The sequence below is a fragment of the Pseudomonas sp. IT-P253 genome, assembly GCF_949768125.1.
Lineage (GTDB): Bacteria > Pseudomonadota > Gammaproteobacteria > Pseudomonadales > Pseudomonadaceae > Aquipseudomonas.
On the sequence record NZ_CATKPT010000022.1, the window covers coordinates 254,575 to 268,062 of the forward strand.

The 13,488-nt window shown below is 60.2% G+C and carries 11 protein-coding genes and 1 pseudogene; 8 read left to right on the forward strand and 4 right to left on the reverse strand.

Annotation, left to right across the window (positions count from 1 at the left end; genetic code table 11):
- Positions 1-156 precede the first annotated feature (156 nt).
- On the forward strand, positions 157-1,773 hold the full coding sequence (gene groL / locus ACM6IR_RS13900) for a chaperonin GroEL (protein WP_414908237.1): 1,617 nt from the start codon (positions 157-159) through the stop codon (positions 1,771-1,773).
- A 200-nt stretch (positions 1,774-1,973) separates the two neighbouring features.
- Positions 1,974-2,861 (forward strand): universal stress protein, encoded by an 888-nt coding sequence (locus tag ACM6IR_RS13905; RefSeq protein ID WP_414908238.1) that lies wholly within the window; start codon positions 1,974-1,976, stop codon positions 2,859-2,861.
- Positions 2,862-2,878: 17 nt separating this feature from the next.
- Here the strand turns inward: ACM6IR_RS13905 and ACM6IR_RS13910 are convergent, their stop codons facing one another.
- From ACM6IR_RS13910 to ACM6IR_RS13920, 3 genes are read right to left on the reverse strand one after another with little or no spacing between them, the layout of a single operon-like run.
- A complete protein-coding gene (locus tag ACM6IR_RS13910) occupies positions 2,879-5,275 on the reverse strand; it encodes an exo-beta-N-acetylmuramidase NamZ domain-containing protein (RefSeq protein ID WP_414908239.1) in 2,397 nt (798 codons plus the stop codon).
- The gene (locus tag ACM6IR_RS13915) at positions 5,227-6,495 is read right to left on the reverse strand and encodes a putative glycoside hydrolase (protein ID WP_414908240.1); all 1,269 of its coding nucleotides are present in this window, start codon (positions 6,493-6,495) and stop codon (positions 5,227-5,229) included. The genes ACM6IR_RS13910 and ACM6IR_RS13915 overlap by 49 nt, the downstream gene beginning before the upstream one ends.
- A complete protein-coding gene (locus tag ACM6IR_RS13920; protein WP_414908241.1) occupies positions 6,492-7,328 on the reverse strand; it encodes a polysaccharide deacetylase family protein in 837 nt (278 codons plus the stop codon). The genes ACM6IR_RS13915 and ACM6IR_RS13920 overlap by 4 nt, the downstream gene beginning before the upstream one ends.
- A gap of 201 nt (positions 7,329-7,529) precedes the next feature.
- Here ACM6IR_RS13920 and ACM6IR_RS13925 point away from each other — a divergent pair.
- The 5 genes and pseudogenes from ACM6IR_RS13925 to ACM6IR_RS13945 all read left to right on the forward strand — a co-directional run.
- A pseudogene (locus ACM6IR_RS13925) lies at positions 7,530-7,667 on the forward strand (nitroreductase); the annotation flags it as partial.
- 110 nt (positions 7,668-7,777) lie between these two features.
- On the forward strand, positions 7,778-8,371 hold the full coding sequence (locus ACM6IR_RS13930) for a Spy/CpxP family protein refolding chaperone (RefSeq protein WP_414908242.1): 594 nt from the start codon (positions 7,778-7,780) through the stop codon (positions 8,369-8,371).
- Between the two features lie 350 nt (positions 8,372-8,721).
- A complete protein-coding gene (locus ACM6IR_RS13935; protein WP_414908243.1) occupies positions 8,722-9,606 on the forward strand; it encodes a universal stress protein in 885 nt (294 codons plus the stop codon).
- Positions 9,607-9,662: 56 nt separating this feature from the next.
- The gene (locus ACM6IR_RS13940) at positions 9,663-10,370 is read left to right on the forward strand and encodes a phosphoribosyltransferase (RefSeq protein ID WP_414908244.1); all 708 of its coding nucleotides are present in this window, start codon (positions 9,663-9,665) and stop codon (positions 10,368-10,370) included.
- A complete protein-coding gene (locus ACM6IR_RS13945) occupies positions 10,363-11,019 on the forward strand; it encodes a dienelactone hydrolase family protein (protein ID WP_414908245.1) in 657 nt (218 codons plus the stop codon). Before ACM6IR_RS13940 ends, ACM6IR_RS13945 begins: the two co-directional genes overlap by 8 nt.
- A gap of 6 nt (positions 11,020-11,025) precedes the next feature.
- Here the strand turns inward: ACM6IR_RS13945 and ACM6IR_RS13950 are convergent, their stop codons facing one another.
- Complete coding sequence (locus ACM6IR_RS13950) at positions 11,026-12,393, reverse strand: erythromycin esterase family protein (RefSeq protein WP_414908246.1); 1,368 nt, start codon at positions 12,391-12,393, stop codon at positions 11,026-11,028.
- A 417-nt stretch (positions 12,394-12,810) separates the two neighbouring features.
- Between ACM6IR_RS13950 and ACM6IR_RS13955 the strand changes: the two genes are divergently transcribed.
- On the forward strand, positions 12,811-13,455 hold the full coding sequence (locus ACM6IR_RS13955; protein WP_414908247.1) for a c-type cytochrome: 645 nt from the start codon (positions 12,811-12,813) through the stop codon (positions 13,453-13,455).
- Positions 13,456-13,488 lie beyond the last annotated feature (33 nt).

A 13,488-nucleotide genomic window follows, 5' to 3' on the forward strand; every position in this document is an offset into this window, starting at 1 on the left:
TGACAACCGGTCAAAACCACTGCTGCCGGTATTCTCGTGAGGCGACGGGAGGACGCTGCGAGGGGGCGATTTTGTTGATAAAAGTCAACATTGGCGAGACCATTTCATAGAGGTAGCTAGAACACACTGATGTAGAACTGGCAGGAGAACAACCTGATGGCTCACAGTAAGATCGTGTTTCGTGCGACAGCTCGCGAGAAAATCCTCAGTGGCGCCACACAGTTGGCGGACGCCGTGCGCGTGACGCTGGGCCCGAAATCAAAATCGGTGTTGATTCAGAATAAATGGGGCAATCCCACCGTCTGCAATGATGGCGTGACGATCGCCAAACGAATTGACCTGCTAGACCCCGAGGAAAACCTCGGAGCCCAAATGCTGCGACAGGCGGCAGAGCGCACAGGCGATGCGGTAGGGGACGGGACCAGTACGTCAACGGTGCTGGCCCACGCAATCCTGGCCGATGGCATCCGCAACGTCGTCGCGGGGGCCAGTGCGATCGACCTCAAACGGGGCCTGGATCGTGGGCTGTTGTTGGTCGTGGAATCACTTGCCGCCCAGTCGCGCCCCGTCAGCACCCCCAAGGAAAAGGCCCAGGTCGCCACGCTGTCGGCGCATAACGATGCCGTCATCGGTCAACTGGTGGCAGATGCCCTGGAAAAGGTCGGCGTTGAAGGCGTCGTCAGTGTCGAGGAGTCCAAGACCACCGAAACAGTGGTCGAGGTCATGGAAGGCATGCGGTTTGACCGGGGTTATGTCTCGCCTTATTTCGTCACCGACGCCGAGAAGATGCAGGTCGAACTCGATGATGCCTTCCTGCTGCTCTGTGACCATAAGATCGGTGTACTCCAAGACCTGCTTCCCTTGCTTGAGCTCGTGGCTAAAAGCGGACAGCCACTGGTGTTGATTGCAGACGACATCGAAGGTGAGGCGTTGACCACGCTCGTCGTCAATCAGATTCGGGGCGTATTGCGCGCAGTGGCGATCAAGGCACCAGGCTTTGGTGATCGACGCAAGGAAATGCTCCAGGATATGGCCGTTCTGACGGGGGCAACGGTGGTGTCCAATGAGCTGGGCATCACCCTCGAACAGGTGGAATTGAAGCAGTTGGGACGAGCGCACCGAGTCGTGGTGCAAAAAGACAGCACGTCGCTGATAGGGGGCGCCGGTACACGCGAGGCCATTGAGGCGCGTCTGCAGCAGATCCGTGCGCAAATGGACGCTACCACCAGCGATTACGACCGTGAAAAACTTCAGGAGCGACTGGCCAGGCTGTCCGGCGGTGTCGCGGTGATCCGGGTCGGGGCGCCTTCCGAGGCAGAAATGAAGGCACGCAAGGATGCGCTGGATGATGCCATCTCAGCGACCCGCGCGGCGATCGCCGAAGGCATTGTTCCCGGTGGCGGGCTTGCGCTGCTCAAGGCCGTGCCGATTATCGCCGCCGAAGAAGCCCGTTATGAGGGGGATGCCAGGACTGGACTGCAGATTCTTCGTCGGGCGCTGGAAGCACCGGCCAGACTCATAGCCGAAAACTCGGCGGTGGATGCTGGCGTCGTTGTTGCGCGCATGCTCGCGGAGCCTGGAAACATCGGCTTCGATGCCTCCGCCAATCGTTATGTCGACATGTACGAAGCGGGCATCATTGACCCGACCAAGGTAGTGCGCATTGCCCTTGAAAATGCGGTTTCAGTCGCCAGCATCCTGCTGTTGACCGAGGCGACCTTGACCGATATTCCAGAAAAGGAATCGCCTGCCCAACCACCGTTCCCTGAGTGATGGCTGCCGTGCGCAGAAGGGAGGTCCGGACCCGATTGATAGTGATCAAGTACAGTGAAATGAAAGGCTGTGGGTCTTACAGGCCTCATGCCGGTATTTGATATTTATCAACGTCAGGCACCTTCCAGCGGCGCAGTCTGGCTTGACGCTGGCACCTGAACCGGCGCAGAGGTCGAATCCCATCTGTCTGGAGGCAGATCATGAGCCAATATCAACGCTTGCTGCTGATCATCAACCCGGCTCTGCGCCATTCCCCTGCAATCAACCATGCCGCCGCCCTGGCCAAGGCCAGCGGTGCGACCTTGCATATTGCCGCCTTTGTAAAATCGCTGGACATACTGTCGCTGCTCGAAGAGGGCGCACGGGAACAGGCTCGGGAGAACTATTTGCATGAGCATCGCCACTGGCTGAAGGATCAGGCCATCAATCTGCGTGGCAGAGGTATCGAGGTGACCACCGAGGTGACGTGGTCCGATGACATGCAGCAAGACATTCTCGATCACGTCACGGAAATGCAGCCCGACCTGTTGATCAAGCAAGTGCAGCACGAATCAGCGCTCAAACGCGCGTTCTTCACTCCGTTGGACTGGCACGTGTTACGCCACTGCCCGATACCGGTCTATCTGCTGGGCGGCGGTGCTCATGCCTTGCCGCGCAAGGTCGTCGCAGCGGTTGATGCGTCGGTGGGCAACGCTGAAAACAGCGAACTGAATGACCGCATCATCCAACAGGCTTCCAGCCTTGCCATACAGTGCGATGCCGAGTTGCACTTGTTGTATGCCTATGACATTTCGCAAGACTACCTGGAGGAATTGGGCGGCGGCTTGAAACTCTCGGACCTGACCAAAGGCCTGCGCAGAGAGTTGGAAAAATCGTTCCTGAAGTTCTGCGGTCGGTACGGCGTGCCCGCTGACCGCCGGCATTTCGTTATCGGACACCCGGTCTCGGCGTTGAGCGAGTTTGCCAACGAGCATCACGTGGATGTGATCGTGATGGGCAGAGTCCAGGACCATGGCGTGGAGAAGCTGCTGGGCAGTACGACCGAACACATCCTGTATCAGGTGCCTTGCAGCGTCTTGGCGGTCTAGGGCAGGACCACACACAGTCAATAGAGCAGGCTCTGCTCCCGCAGTGTGGCGAAGCGCGCAAGCGCCGCGGCGTCGAGTGTTTGCGCCGCATCCGCTCTAACGCCGTCCTGAATCGCTTGCCACACGACTTGCGAACCGACCGAACCGTGGGTCGCCGCAAGGTTGAATGTGTCGGGGTAGAGCGCGTGCAGTGTAGCGAGCAGCGACAGTCCCAGGTTTGCCACAGGATGTCGATCGGGGGCCGCGTCGCGAGTGATGCTCACACCATGACAGAGTTGGCCGCGCCAGTTGGACTCAGTGGGGACGAAGTCGACCGGCTCGAAATGCGCGCCGGCGTCGAGCGCATTCAGCGCGGTGGCGAGCCGGCGTGCGTCAACCCACGGCGCGCCGATCCACTCAAACGGATGCGGTGTACCACGCCCCACACTTACATTCGCGCCTTCGAGCAAACCGACATCCGGGTACAGGTCGAGTTGGGACAGCGTGCGCAGGTTCGGCGATAGCGGTACCCAACCCAGACCGGTGTCGGCAAAGGTCATTGTGCGTAGGTAGCCCTGCATCGGTACCACGCGCAGAGCCGCGCCAATGTGTTTGTTGCGATTGAACAGGTTCGCCAGTTCGCCGACCGTCATGCCGGGCTGAAGCGGTGCAGGGAAATAGCCAGTGAAGGATTCATGCCGGCTGTCCAGCACCGGTCCGCCGAAGCGCTGCGCACCTAGCGGGTCGGGTCGGTCCAGCACGAACAGCGGAATGCCTCGCGCCGCTGCGGCCTCCAGCGCGTAGCCGAGCGTCGTTTCATAGGTGAAGAAGCGTACGCCGGCGTCTTGTATGTCAAAGATCAGCGCATCCAGCCCACGAAGTGACGCCGCCGGGAAGCGCTGCGTTGCGCCGTACAGGCTGTGCACAGTGAGGCCCGTCGCCGCGTCGCGGGTGTCGCCGACCCGTTCGTCCACATCGGTATCAAGTCCGTGTTCCGGCGAGAACAGCGCCGCCAGCGTGACGCCTGGCGCATGCGCGAGTACGTCGACGGTGCGCCTGCCCTCGGCGTCAAAGCCGCTGCGATTGGTGATCAAACCCACGCGCAGGCCGGCGAGCGGCGCAAACTGCTGCGCCTCCAGCACGTCAATGCCGGCCTGCACTGGGCCCGTCGAGGTCGGCAGGCGATTGGCTTCACGCAGCGCCGGCAACGCTGACGGCAACGTCCGACCGATTTGTGCAGCGCTCACAGGCGCGGCCCGGCTTGCCAGCAACGCGAGCAACTGCGCACGAAGCGGGCGAGCATCACCGCGGTCGTCCGGGTACACACGGTTGGTCAGGATGACAATGAATTGGCCTGTTACCCGATCGATCCACAGACCCGTACCGGTGTAGCCGGTGTGGCCGATGACGCCAATCGGCGGCAGGCGGTCATGATTCTGCACGAACGGTGCGGCCAGTTCCCAGCCGAGGCCGCGCCACGGCACGGCCGCGAGCGGTGAGGACGCCGCCGCCAGTGCGGCGATGGTCTCGGGCCGCAGAATTCGCACGGTGCCCGCGCGCCCGTCGTTGAGCATCATCTGCGCGAAGCGGGCGAGATCGTCCGCAGTGGAAAACAGCCCCGCGTTACCCGAAACGCCGCCCATCCATCGGGCCGTCGGATCGTGCACGCGTCCGCGGAGGATGCCGGCCTGGTTGGCGATGGTCGGTGCACTGCGTGCCGCTCTTCCGGCGTCCGGCACGAAGACCGTGTCGCGCATGCCCAGTGGGCCGAAGATATGCACCCGGCAATACGCGTCAAGTGGAAGGTGGGTGATGCGCTCGACCAGCTCCCCAAGCACCACGAAATTAAGATCGCTGTAGATGACACGTTCACCGGGTGCGCTGCGCGGACGCTGCGCCGCAATCGCGCTCAATACGGCTTCCCGGCCGGCTTGCGGCGGCCGCGCAGGCAGGTCTGGTGGCAGCCCGGAGGTATGCGCAAGCAGTTCGCGCACCGTCACCGTGTTTTTGCCGAATGACCCAAAGGCCGGCCAATACCGCGCCACGGGCGCGTTCAGGTTGATTCGTCCCGTTTCGGCCAGTTGCATCACCGCCGTGGTGGTCGAGATGACCTTGGTCAACGACGCGAGATCGAACTCGGTGTCCAGCGTCATCGGTTCAGAGGAGGGCGCCGTCACCCGTTGTCCAAAGGCTTGGCGATAGAATACATGCGTGGCGTCCCCGATCAGGACGACGGCACCCGGAATACGTCCGGCGGCGATCTGTCCCTCCACGGTTCCGGCGATTTGCAGGCGCGCCGTCGCATCGATCTCGGCGGCACCCGCGATCTGCGTAGCCATCGCCACCGCCAAGCCAAACAACAGTGCCCAGCGTTTGAGTGCACCGATCAACGGGTGGGCAGATCTGCGGCGTCGTAGTGATTGTGTGGGTTCCATAACATCCATCCATTGGAGCCGGCAGCATCAGCGGCGTTTACCTGTGGACTGATTGCCGCCGCGTCAAACACGCGGTGATCGAACGCATAATCGCGAAAGGCTTGCAGCCACGGACGGAAACGCGCGCCTGGCAGGTGGGTGCGATGCTTCGCCTTTGCCAGGGAGCGCCTGACAATCTGGCCGGGATCGGCGACCGGGTCGGTCAACCCTGGCAGCCCCCAAGTGAAGCCGGACGGGTACAGCATCGGTGAAATATAGTCGAGCTCTGCGCCGAGCAGTTCGATTTGCTGGCCGATCGCGGTGTCGTCAAGGTTCCAGCAGACGTAGCCGAAGATGTCCGCGGCGATGAACACGTTATAGGGCGCGAGCCGCGTACGAGCAGCCTGCAGGAACCCGACAATTGCCGCGGTGCGGTTGGCCCGGGTGTTCGGGAGGGCAAAGCGTAGCCCGCTCTTGTCGGGAAAGCGCAAATAGTCGAACTGGATCTCATCGAAGCCCATCCGTGCCGCCTCCTCGGCGACATCAAGATTGTGCTGCCAGACGTCGTGGGAAAACGGATCCATCCATTGCAGGTTTTCGCTATCGCGCCAGGGTTCGCCGTCTGCGGTATGCACGCTCCACTGCGGATGCGCGTCGGCCAGTGGATCGTCCTTGAACACCACGATGCGTGCGATCAGGTAGAGGTGTTGATCATGCAGCCTGGCAAGCAACGCAGGAAAATCCCGTGCATGAGGTGCGTGCGTTGTCACACGGGCCTCCGCGCCAATGGCCTCGCGTGCCGCACTGCGATAGGGCGTCAGGCCGCGGTCACCCTTGACGTCTATGACCAGTGCATTGATCACGGTGCTGTCGGCAAGGGCGGTGGCGCTGTTGCGCAGGGGCGCGCTGGTCACGCCGAACACCGACAGATAAACGGCTTTCGGACGAAATGGAGTCAATTCGAGCGTCACAGAGGTTTCGTCGAACACCTTAACCTCGGTGCGCAGATACCCTGGGGCGCGGGCCGCGACGCTTTCGGCCGCGTCATCAGTCTCGAACTGCCCCTGGTCGTCGGTTTTTGTCACACCGGCCGACGTCGTGATGGTCGCGCCGGCAACCGGATTACGGGTACTGGAGTCGAGTACGACGCCGCTGAGCGCCAGGGCTTGATCCACCAGCAGGGCGCTGAAGGCGAGCAACGCCGGGGGAGCCAAACGCCTGAAGGCGCGGATCAAGGTCATGGTGGGCTCCCTGCAGCGGTCGTTGACTGGGTAGTCGGTTCGCCGAGCAGGCGCGCGAAAGTATTTGCACCGTAGGCATCGATCATCAAAAACCGCGGCAGTGCAAGCAGCCGTGCGTGCCGGTCAGCCTTGCGCGCGTCCAGAGTCAAACCGACGGTATAGCCTTCATCGGCGGCGAGCGTGATCAACTCATCGTCGTAGATACCGAACGGCCACGCGAGCATGTCGACATGGGAACCGGTTTGCGACTCGATACGTTGCCGTGATTTTTCGAGTTGTGTGCGCACGAATTGCTGGAAATCCTCTGGTGTACGGTGTCGACGCTCGATGTTGAAATTGGGATGCCAGTACGTATGCGACTGGATATCCACGAGCCCGGTCTGTTTGAGGGCACGCAATTGCTCCCAGGTCATGGCATAGGACGCGTTGGAGATCGCGGATGGGTAAATAAACAGCGTGACCGTCAACCGTTCGCGCAGCATCACCGGCAGCAGTTTTTCATATACCGACCGATGCCCGTCGTCGACGGTGATCACCACTGGCTTGGGCGGCAACGTCGCATCGGGATCGCGTAGCCAGTCGACCACCTCACGCAGCGGCACGATGTGGTAGCCGTGCTCACGCAGGACACGTAGTTGGGATTCGAAGGTGCTCATGCGCACCGTCATCGAGTCGTCCGCCGTCTCCGAAAAACGGTGGTAAACGAGGATCGTGACGTGTGGTTCGGCGCTGTCCGCGCCCCAGGCCAGTCCGCAAACACACACCAGCACGGCGCGCATTAACAACTGGAACACGGTGTTTCCGTGGAGATACGTCATGATTTTTCCACGCACGTCAGCGCTCCTGCGCGAGCCATTTTACCGCGTTGCCCGTTTTGCGAGAGCGAGCCAGGCGTTTCCAGTGTGCAGTGAGCGCACAGCGCCCATCTGATGCAGATCAATTTCGCTCGACGTGGCGTCGTTCGTAAGTGCGCGAGTCGTCAGATGAAACGAGAGACTGGTCTGCCTTGATTTGATTTAAGTCAACAGCTGGGCTTACGCAAGCCGGATGGCAAGCATGCCCTTGGCCTGCCGGCCGAGTGGACGCCAGTGGCGCCCATTATCGTTGGCCATCCGAAATCTGCGCCCGCACCCATCGTGCACAAGGCGCCGGAGATCCGCTGGATTGGCTGACCGTTTATCCTCAGTCCCGATTGTCTGGCTGTTTTCTGATGTGGATCAGATTCTCCACCCGCCCGGCTCCTAATCTCGAACCATCCCCCACGGTGTCGAGATGAGCTGAGATGAACAAAGCAAGCATGATCGGCCAATGCATGTTGATAGCGGCAAGCGTTTTATTGTTGCCATCCACCCGCGTCTTCGCCAACCCACCCATGTCACCGCAAGGTGGCATGTCCCATCATTTCCAGGAGTTCGATTGGGTCAAACATACGCAGCAGACCCTGGATGATCTGAAAGGCAAGCTCAATCTCAAGCCGGAGCAAATGCCCGCTTGGGAGGCTTGGTCCACAGGCGTGATTACCGATGCCAATCAGCAACTGGAAAAGGACAAGACCCGGCGCGACGAGATGGCGAGTTCGAAGCAAGCGCTGATGGATGAAACAACGCCGCAAAGGATGGCCAAAGGGATAGAGCGCCTGCGCGCACAAACCACCTGGATGCAGGAGCATCTGGTGCGTCTGGACGCTGCTCAGGTGCGTACCAAAACCTTCTACGACGCGCTGGAGACTGAACAGAAAACCATATTCGACCTGTTCTGGACGGTGATGCATCACAGGAACGCCGGCTATGACGGTTGGCAGATGCCCATGCACATGCCTATGCCCATGCACAGGCTGCAGATGGACGGTGACCAGGACGAAACAGGCCAGCAGTAAGCGCTACTCACTGTTCGATCAGGTAAATATCATGAACACCGACACGGTAAAACGTTGCGCGTTGACAGGGTTGATCCTGTTTGCCACAAGCCTTGCCTTACCGGCCTATGCCGAATCGCATCATGGCCATGGCGGTGCAGGTCCATTTTGGTGGTGCGGGGCTCGGCGGAGAGGCGTAAGACGCCGCTCCAGTAGACGGGTTTTGCGCTGGCATTTGATAAAAGTCAACGCCAGAGTAGTCTCGACAGAGGACTCTGAATCAACGCCGCCGGATTCGGCGCAGGCGTCACGACGGGCCTCGGCAACGGGGCAGTGGTGGACGTCGAGTCCCACCTGTCTGGAGTCAGATCATGAGCCAATATCAACGCTTGCTGCTGATCATCAACCCGGACCTGCGCCATTCCCCAGCGATAAACCATGCTGCGGCCCTCGCCAAGGCCAGTGGCGCGAGCCTGCATATTGCTGCGTTTGCAAAGCCATTGGACATACTGTCACTGCTTGAAGAAAGCGTGCGGGAAACAGCCCGGGAAAGCTACCTTCAGGACCATCGCGACTGGTTGAAGAACCAGGCGAAAAACCTCCACGCTCTCGGGCTCCAAGTGACGGTGGAGGTGACGTGGGCCGAGGACATGAAGCAAGACATCCTTGATCATGTCACGGAAATGCAGCCGGACCTGTTAATCAAGGAAGTTGAGCACGTATCAGCGCTAAAACGCGCGTTCTTCACGCCGCTGGACTGGCAATTGTTACGCCACTGCCCGATCCCGGTTTATCTGGTCGGCGGCAGTGGCCACGCCTTGCCGCGCAAGGTCGTGGCAGCGGTTGATGCGTCGGATCTGCATCCTGAAAGTAACGAACTGAACGAGCGAATCATTCAGCAAGCCTCCAACCTGGCGCTGCAGTGCGATGCTGAGTTGCACCTGTTGTATGCCTGCGATCTTTCGAATGTCTATCTGGCGGACATGGGCGGCCTGGCGCTTTCTGACATCACCAAAGAGTTGCGCACAACCGAGGAACAATCGTTCCTCAAATTAGCCACTCGGTACGGCGTACCCTCTGACCGTCGGCATTTCGTTCTCGGACACCCGGTCTCGGCATTGAGCGATTTTGCCAACGATCAGCACATGGATGTGATCGTGATGGGCAGGGTCCAGTACCACGGCCTGGAGAAGCTGCTGGGCAGCACGACCGAACATATCCTGTATCAGGTGCCTTGCAGTGTTCTGGCGGTCTAGAGCGGACAAGGCCCGGTATTACGAAAGCAGGCGCAGTCGCCTGAGGAGGTATTCCAATGACTCAGATCCCCTCATTGCAAACCACCTTGCAGGACCGGGTAGACGCCGGTCGACGTCTGGTGGAACCGTTGCTCAAATACGCGCATCGACGCGATGTCATCATCCTCGCCTTGCCCCGAGGCGGTGTACCGGTGGCGTATGAAGTGGCCACCGCGCTGGAGGTGCGCCTGGACCTCTTGTTGGTCCGCAAGCTGGGCGTTCCGTCCCGCCCGGAGTACGCCATGGGCGCCATTGCCAGTGGCGGCATACAGATCGTTAACGAAGACGCGCTGCGGGCTCACCCGATTGATCAAGCCAGTTTCGACGCCGTGGTCGCACGGGAAACACGGGAGCTGTTGCGTCGCGAGCAGGTGTACCGGGAAAACCGCCCACCTGTGCAACTCAAGGATCAGGTGGTGATTTTGATCGATGACGGTCTGGCAACTGGCGCCTCCATGATGGCGGCGATCCAGGCGGTGCGATTGCAGGCGCCGGCTCGCATCGTCGTTGCGGTGCCGGTTGCGCCAGTGGATACGGCAGAGGCGCTGCGTAGCGAAGTCGATGAGGTGATCTGCACACTCACGCCTGAGTGGATGATGTCGATCGGTTATTGGTACTTGAATTTCTCCCAGACTTCAGATTACGAGGTCATTGATCTGTTGCGGCAGGCCTGGCAACGAGAGTCCGATGCCGGGGCCTCCACTGAGGAGCGTTTCGATGCTTGAATCTCAATCCCGCCAGTTGGACCTGCAGGACGTTGTGTTGTCAGCCGATTTGCGGCTGCCGACCAACGCCAGCGGCCTGGTGGTCTTCGTTCATGGCAGCGGCAGCGGGCGTTCAAGCCCGCGTAATCAGTATGTCGCAGAGTCGCTGGCCAGGCGGCGGCTGGGATCGTTGCTGTTCGACCTGCTCACGGAGCCAGAGCAACGCCTGGACAACTACACCCGGGAGCTACGTTTCGATATCGCCTTCCTTGCCAAGCGACTGGTGGAGGTGATCGACTGGGTCGGTCGGGACGTAGCCTTGCACTCGCTGCGAATCGGTCTGTTCGGCGCTAGCACCGGCGCTGCGGCGGCGCTGGTTGCGGCGGCGCAGCGCCCGGAGGTGGTGCAGGCGGTGGTCAGCCGGGGAGGGCGCACCGACCTGGCGGGTCCGGAACTGTCGCAGGTGAGGGCGCCCACTCTGCAGATCGTTGGCGCACAGGACCCCGTGGTGCTCGAACTGAATGATCAAAGCCGTCATGCCTTGCGGTGTGAGCAGCGTCTGGAAATCGTGGCAGGCGCGACCCATCTTTTCGAAGAACCCGGAGCCCTTGAGGAAGTCGCCAGACTGGCTGGCGACTGGTTCGAAAAGCATCTGCGCAGCAGTCCTTGAGTAGCCTCATACACCAAACGGAAAGGTTTCGTCTTCCGGTTCGAGTTGCTGGCTTTTTGGCAGTGCCAGTGCTGTCACCGGTTGGGTCTGTTCAATCCAGATCAAGGCGTCGAACTGTTCGGCCAGCATCGCTTCGAAGTAGTGACTGCCACGCTCGGTTTCGGGGCGGTAAATCACCCCGATGGCCCGCTCCAACAACGGTTTGGACAACACCCGGCGCAGCTCTTTGCGCTGTGGGTCTCGCCAGTCGGTCAATGACGCCGGCACACCGGCCTTGAGAAACTGATGCTCCCAACTGTCCGGGCGAGAGGGACGGATGTCCTTGATGCGCATGTCGCCGTCCCAGTCGTCGGCCGCGGCCACCTGGCCACGGTCGGTGCTCATGCCGATCAGCACGACATCGCGCCCATAGGCACTGCGGCACAGCTGACCGATGTTGAACTGGCCCTTCCAGCCCATTTCCGTGGCAGCCGCGTTGCCGATATGAGAATTGTGCGCCCAGACCACGGCTTTGGCCTGCGGGCCCCGGTGCTCAAGCAGTGCACGTAGTGTGTCGAACATGTGCCGGTCGCGCAGGTTCCAGGAACTGGTCGATCCTCGATAAATCGCGCGGTAATACTGTTCCGCAGCCTGTACTACACGGGCATTTTGCGCCGCATTAAAGAATGCCTCGTCGTCCTGGATAAGCCCGGCCAGTTGTTCGGCCAGCATGGCATTGAGCTGCTCGATCACCGGCTGCTCACAGGGCATCAAGCCGCCACGTTCGACGAAGTGGCCGTACAGCGCCGGTTCATCCTGCCAAGGCGTCAAACAGCCATAGCGCCGCCGGGCTTCATGGGCCAACTGCGGGTCGACCCCGTCGAGATAACTCAACACTTCATGAATCGAGTTGCGCAAACTGTAAACGTCCAGGCCGCGGAACTCGACGCGACGCTCAGGGGCGTATTGGTGGTTGAACTGATGCAGCCAGTGGGCGAACGCTCTTACCTCGGTGTTGCGCCACATCCAGGTCGGGAATCGGCTGAAAATGTGGCGCTTCCAGGCCGTGCGTACCAACCCCCGGACATACCGGTCGACATAGCCGGCATCCGGCCAGTCCGCTTCAACGGCCACAATGTTGAACCCGTGCTGCTCAATCAACCGTTGAGTAATCGCCGCCCGGGTTCGATAGAAGTCGCTGGTGCCATGACTGGCTTCACCGATCATCACCACACGGGCATCCGCGTAGCGATCGAACATTTCACCAAAAGCGGGAGAATCCAGCGTGGGCAGTGGCTCAGCGTACTGGCGCAGAAGAGGCGCGATGGCGGCCTCATCGATGTGCCGAGATGAGCCATACAGTTTATCCAGCAGGTCTTGGGAAGGGGTATTCATGACCGTTATCCCCATAAAAGTGGGTTACCGCCAGTGGCATTGCGCTTGTCTTTCATCAACGCTCAACCGCCCGAAATCAATCTGCAGGCGCTCGATACAATTGTCGTCTGTTTGTTTATTTCTACACCCTGATCCAGACCAATCATTGAGTTTCGTCAACAAAGGGTGCAATGCCTTAAGCGACGCTGTTTGGAGCCAGTATTCGCTGGCTGCCGAACATGACCTGACGCGATGAGCGCGTTATCCCGAATCAGGCTTAATGGCTCGTTTTCCTCCGAGCTTGTAAATGGTCTGTGTCTAGCTAGGCTCCAGCCATAGGTGTCACCAGGCAGCGTCTTTCAGAGGGAATTGAAATGTATGTGAAGGGCACGTATTGATCCGCTGAACCTAGGGGCGTAGATCATGGAATCATTTGGCATGAAGCGTACTTTCAACCGCTCACAGCTAGCGCTTGCCCTCTGTGTCGCTGCGCTCATGGGCTGTACCCACACGAGCGAGGAGGCATCGCAAAAAACGTCGCCCATGGCCGGTGTCGCCATGGCGGACAGCGTTTGCTCCCTGTGCCATGGACTGACAGGGGAGTCCATTTCGCCGACCTTTCCCAAATTGGCCGGTCAGCAAAACGAGTACCTGAAATTGCAGCTGACTGACTTCAAGGGCCATGCGCGCGTCGATAAAACCGGAACTCAGTACATGTGGGGGTTTACCCGTCTGACAGAGACTCAAATCACCGAGCTGGCAGACTATTTTTCAAGTCAGAGCCCGATGAAGGCTGACGCCGATACGCCTGATGCGCGGGGTGAATTGATCTTTCGCCAAGGCGTGCCTGAATCCGGCGTCGCTCGGTGTAGCTCCTGTCATGGTGCTGACGGCCAGGGCAGTGGCCCGATACCCCGCGTGGGGGGGCAACATGCCGCCTACATGATTCGCCAGATCCAGGTGTTTCAACAGGCCGGTCAGCGTCCCCGGGGCGACCTGACGAAGCAAAATGCTCATGCATTGTCTGAGGCAGATGCCGAATCCGTCGCTCATTACATGGCGGCGCTGGGGGCCAAACAATAAGGGCTTTTACGGCACCTGCGATGAGCCTTCAGG

Bases quoted from the DNA above. Each gene is read 5' to 3' on its own strand.
- groL (WP_414908237.1), top strand. From the start codon at position 157: ATGGCTCACAGTAAGATCGTGTTTCGTGCGACAGCTCGCGAGAAAATC.
- ACM6IR_RS13905 (WP_414908238.1), top strand. From the start codon at position 1,974: ATGAGCCAATATCAACGCTTGCTGCTGATCATCAACCCGGCTCTGCGC.
- ACM6IR_RS13910 (WP_414908239.1), bottom strand. From the start codon at position 5,275: ATGGAACCCACACAATCACTACGACGCCGCAGATCTGCCCACCCGTTG.
- ACM6IR_RS13915 (WP_414908240.1), bottom strand. From the start codon at position 6,495: ATGACCTTGATCCGCGCCTTCAGGCGTTTGGCTCCCCCGGCGTTGCTC.
- ACM6IR_RS13930 (WP_414908242.1), top strand. From the start codon at position 7,778: ATGAACAAAGCAAGCATGATCGGCCAATGCATGTTGATAGCGGCAAGC.
- ACM6IR_RS13935 (WP_414908243.1), top strand. From the start codon at position 8,722: ATGAGCCAATATCAACGCTTGCTGCTGATCATCAACCCGGACCTGCGC.
- ACM6IR_RS13940 (WP_414908244.1), top strand. From the start codon at position 9,663: ATGACTCAGATCCCCTCATTGCAAACCACCTTGCAGGACCGGGTAGAC.
- ACM6IR_RS13945 (WP_414908245.1), top strand. From the start codon at position 10,363: ATGCTTGAATCTCAATCCCGCCAGTTGGACCTGCAGGACGTTGTGTTG.
- ACM6IR_RS13950 (WP_414908246.1), bottom strand. From the start codon at position 12,393: ATGAATACCCCTTCCCAAGACCTGCTGGATAAACTGTATGGCTCATCT.
- ACM6IR_RS13955 (WP_414908247.1), top strand. From the start codon at position 12,811: ATGAAGCGTACTTTCAACCGCTCACAGCTAGCGCTTGCCCTCTGTGTC.